Raw genomic sequence first — 3,896 nt, 5'->3', positions numbered from 1 at the left:
TCTCCGAATCGACACTGCTCCCGACCGCTGCCCGCGCCTATCCGAGCCGAAACACTCCGGGACATGGCGTTGAATCTCCCATCGATGCAAGGCTGCGATTCCGACATGCTCTGCTATCCTGATGTCTTCGCCTGTGACGACGAAGTCTGCCTGCTCTTCAAGGACAATGACTTTGGCCGGCACGGCTGCGGCATTGCCGTCCTCGACTGAGCTCTGGCAAAGCAGCCAATGTTCCACCGAAAGGACACCAGATGTCGGCCGGAAAAAAATCCGCGGGTGCGTTCCGGCGCGCCGGCTATAGTCAGGCGGTGCAAGTCGCGGTAGAACAGACGACGGTGCGCGTGCGCGAAATGCACAGCGCGATTGCCGACCGGTCGTTTGCCGTCCTGCGCCGAATCCCCTTGCTCGGCCGACCGGCGCGACTTGTCGAGAGCGCGCATGACAGGGTCGTCGCCGGGGTGTACGACGCGATTCGATTCGGCAGCGGCGCGCTGTGCGGCGTTGCCGGGCTGGTGGAGGAGCATTACGCGCAGCGCGCCCCGAGTCGACCGCCGAGTCGCCTCTCGACCCGGGTGCACAGCATTCTCAACGGTGTGTTCGGCGACCATCTCGAGGCCGGCAACAGCCGCCTGGCAATCGATCTGACGATCCACGCCAACGGCGTTGCGGTAGAGCCGGATGCGGATTCGCTGCGCGCCGCGTGGCCGGAATGCGGGCCGCGGATCTGCGTGTTCATCCACGGTCTGGCTTGCGACGAGCACGCCTGGCAAGCGCAACCGCCAAAGGCAGACGCGGCGTCGAGCCCGACATCGGGCATCGACTTCGGCCGTCGACTGCACGCCGATTTCCGCTACACGCCGGTCTACGTTCGCTATAACACAGGCTTGCCGGTTGCCCGCAACGGCGAGAAATTGGCCGTGCTGCTCGAGCAACTGTGCGCCGGCTGGCCGCAAGCGGACAGCCGGCTGATTCTCGTCGGCCACAGCATGGGTGGCCTGGTCGCCCTCGCCGCCTGCGAACACGCCGTCGCCACCGGAATGCACTGGCCGCAGGCCACCAACATGCTGGTCTGTCTGGGTTCGCCACAGCTTGGCTCGCCGGTCGAGCGGGTTGGCCACCTGCTGACCACGGCGCTCCACGTTTCGCCGGTCACCTTGCCGCTGGGCAAGATCGCAGCCGCGCGCAGCCAGGGCATCCAGGATCTGCGGCGCGGGCCAGGCGCTGCGCGCAGGCCGGCAATGCCTGGTCGCATCGCCTATCGCTTCCTGGCCGGCAGTCTGGCCGAAGAGGTCGACAATCGCTTCGGCCGGCTGTTCGGCGACGGGCTGGTCACTCCCGGTAGCGCAACCGCGCATGCCATCGACGGCGACGTGCGGACGGCGGCGGTCGGCAAGCTTGGACACATGGATCTGCTGACCGATCCCCGTGTCTATCGACAGATCGCCGACTGGCTGGCCGCCGTCGAAACCGGCGCGCGCCGGCCGCCAAGGTGGTGAACATGGCGACCAACCTGCGCGCCCGCTGCCACAACCGTCTATCGATGTCGCAGGCCCGAAGATACCGTACTCTCTCGCACCGCGCACGCCCCGCGCCACCTGGCTCGAACTCTTGTGTGATCGCCGCCAGGGCGTTCCGGTCCAGCCGATGTCGAACGCGAGTTTCGGAGGTATCTCGAATGCGGGATTCTCGCCCATGGTTTCGCCCGCGCTCGCAGCATCGATTGTGCTCACGATTTCCTGATCGCTCGGTCGTGCAAGGGTCGCGGGGCCTGTCCCGCGTGCACATCCTGGCGAATGGTCGAAACCGCTGCCCACCTGGCCGACCACGTTTTTCCGCGACTGGCGGCCGCCAGTAGGTACTGTCGGTTCGCAAGTGCCTGCGTTGTCACCTGCAGCGCGATTCGACGATAGCGATGCTGGCGCTGCGCATCTTCCTGAGCGTCGTCGAGCAGGCTTTGCTCCGCTCCTGCCCGGCGACGCGCCCCAATTCCCGGATCCGCGTGGTGGCCTTCATCCGCCGCTTTGGCGCACTGTGCAATCCGCAGGTGCACTTTCCCTGCATCGTCATCGAGGGTGTCTTCGCAGCCGACACCGCGCGAGCAGCGGCCTTTCACGAAAGCCCTACGGCCGAATTGAAATTGCTCGACGAAGTACAGGCCAAGGGCCGGCGTCGTGTGCGGCGCGAGCTGATCGGACGTGCTGTGCTCGACCCGGAGGACGCCGAGTCGATGGCAAGCCGGGAATACGGTGGCGGCTTTTCGCTGAACGCCAAGTTGCGCGTCGAAGGCGCCGATCGCCCGGGTCTGGAACGGCTGCTGCGTGACTGTGCGCGACCAGCCTTCGCAGTGGCGCGTTTGCGGGAAATCGACGCTGAACACCTGGTCTATCAGCGTGTCAAGGCGGGTTCCGGCGGCAACCTGAGCGTGATGCTGACGCCGCTCGAACTGATCGAGCGTCTGGCGGCGCTGATTCCACCCCCGCGCCGTCATCGGCATCGGTACTACGGCGTGCTGGCGACCTGCGCGCCGGCGGCTGTCTGCGCTTACTGCCCATTCCCGTCGCGGGAAAGCTTGTCGATGACCGGATCATGCCGCCATGATGACCGCCACCGAAAGCGTCGCCCGGCCATCGCCCTGGAAACCGAACCATGAGCACGACCGCCGAACCATCGCCGCTCGCCAGCAAAGCCGACCCCCTTGGCGCGTTCGAAGAGACCCTGTCCAACCTGCAGAGCGCGCGCGATGACGTGTTCCTGGAAGCGTACGGGAGGCTGCTCAGCGCACCGTTACCCCGGCGACTGGCGTTTCTCGAATATATGTTGCAATCGGCGCAGCCGGAAACGCGGCAGGAAGCGGCGATTTTGCTGGGCAGCACGATTGCGCCGCAGAGTGAGTCGATTCTCAACTCCGCCCTCGAGCGCGAGGGCGACGCCGCCGTCCAGCGCGCCATGCACATCGCCCGCGTGGCGTTGCACGCGGCCCGGGCCGCGGCGCAGTGGCCGCTGCCGGAGCCGCCGGCCTACGTCTTGCCGCCGGATGAAGCGCTCGGCGAAGACGCCTTGACGCTGCTCAGCGCGCGACGCGAGAAGTTGATCGCCGACAAGCGAGAGCGAGCGGCCGATTTACGCGCGCAATTCGGCGAGCGGGCCGAGGACGGCTACGCCTATGCTGAGGCGGTGAAGGCTTCGCAAGACCTCGACGCAGTGAGCGCCGAAGAAGTGCTGGCGATCTTGGACGGCAGGTCCACCCGCCGGCGCTTCACCGACGCGGAGCTGGCGCTGATCAACAGCGCCCCCAGGTTATGGACGTTGCCCCGATTCGGTTTGCGGACTGCTGTCCGGCTGCTAGGTGCCAGTAATGACCTATGGGCGCCATGGTGCGACAAGAGGTTTTTGACCATCTTTGTCCGCTTGCCTGTCGAGTTCCGGGATCTGCGAGCGCTCGACGACGTTTACCTGGCCAGCGGGTTTGCCTTCCCGTACGCGAAAGTGCCGGAGCGAGGCGCGTTCTGGAAAGCTTTGCCCGCCGAGCGCATCTGGCCGTTGTTCTCGCGTTACCCGCTGCACGTGATACACGATCTGCTATTGCACGTCGTCAAGCGGCGCATTTATCTCGAACGCCAGAGCGAACCGCCCATATTGACGGCTGCCACGTATCCGTGGCTGCAGCCGGACTGGCTGTCGCCCCTATTGGCGATGGCTTTCGGGAAATACTGCGACAATCGCCAGCCAGCCTGGCGCTTGCTGGCTCGCCAGCCGATGCTCGGCCGGAGCCTTGGCGTACTGCTGGCCTCGCCGAGGAGCGAGCTGCGCGCGCTGGCCGCCGATCGGCTGAAGGACCTTGCCGACCCGGAAATGCGCGGCGAATTGCGGCAGGCACTCGCCCGGGAAAAGGCCGA

Annotated in this window: 3 protein-coding genes and 1 pseudogene; all 4 read left to right on the top strand. The window is 66.0% G+C overall.

Annotated features, from left to right (window positions below; all coding sequences use genetic code 11):
- The first annotated feature begins 251 nt into the window (after positions 1–251).
- The gene (locus tag Q1L59_RS02580) at positions 252–1,496 is read left to right on the top strand and encodes an alpha/beta hydrolase (protein ID WP_300327730.1); all 1,245 of its coding nucleotides are present in this window, start codon (positions 252–254) and stop codon (positions 1,494–1,496) included.
- A gap of 156 nt (positions 1,497–1,652) precedes the next feature.
- Positions 1,653–1,910, top strand: a pseudogene (locus Q1L59_RS16705) (transposase zinc-binding domain-containing protein); the annotation flags it as partial.
- Between the two features lie 2 nt (positions 1,911–1,912).
- Positions 1,913–2,650 carry a transposase gene (locus Q1L59_RS02575; protein ID WP_300327729.1) on the top strand — a complete coding sequence of 246 codons (738 nt, stop codon included), beginning with the start codon at positions 1,913–1,915 and terminating at the stop codon, positions 2,648–2,650.
- On the top strand, positions 2,647–3,896 hold a 1,250-nt coding region (locus Q1L59_RS02570; RefSeq protein ID WP_300327728.1), incomplete at its 3' end, for a hypothetical protein. The genes Q1L59_RS02575 and Q1L59_RS02570, both read left to right, overlap by 4 nt.

Origin of the sequence: Accumulibacter sp., assembly GCF_029255125.1 — a bacterium.
In the GTDB taxonomy this organism is placed as follows: Bacteria; Pseudomonadota; Gammaproteobacteria; order Burkholderiales; family Rhodocyclaceae; genus Accumulibacter.
Note: the sequence above shows the minus strand (reverse complement) of the source record. Positions and strands in the feature narration are given on the sequence as shown.

Bases quoted from the DNA above. Each gene is read 5' to 3' on its own strand.
- Q1L59_RS02580 (WP_300327730.1), top strand. From the start codon at position 252: ATGTCGGCCGGAAAAAAATCCGCGGGTGCGTTCCGGCGCGCCGGCTAT.
- Q1L59_RS02575 (WP_300327729.1), top strand. From the start codon at position 1,913: ATGCTGGCGCTGCGCATCTTCCTGAGCGTCGTCGAGCAGGCTTTGCTC.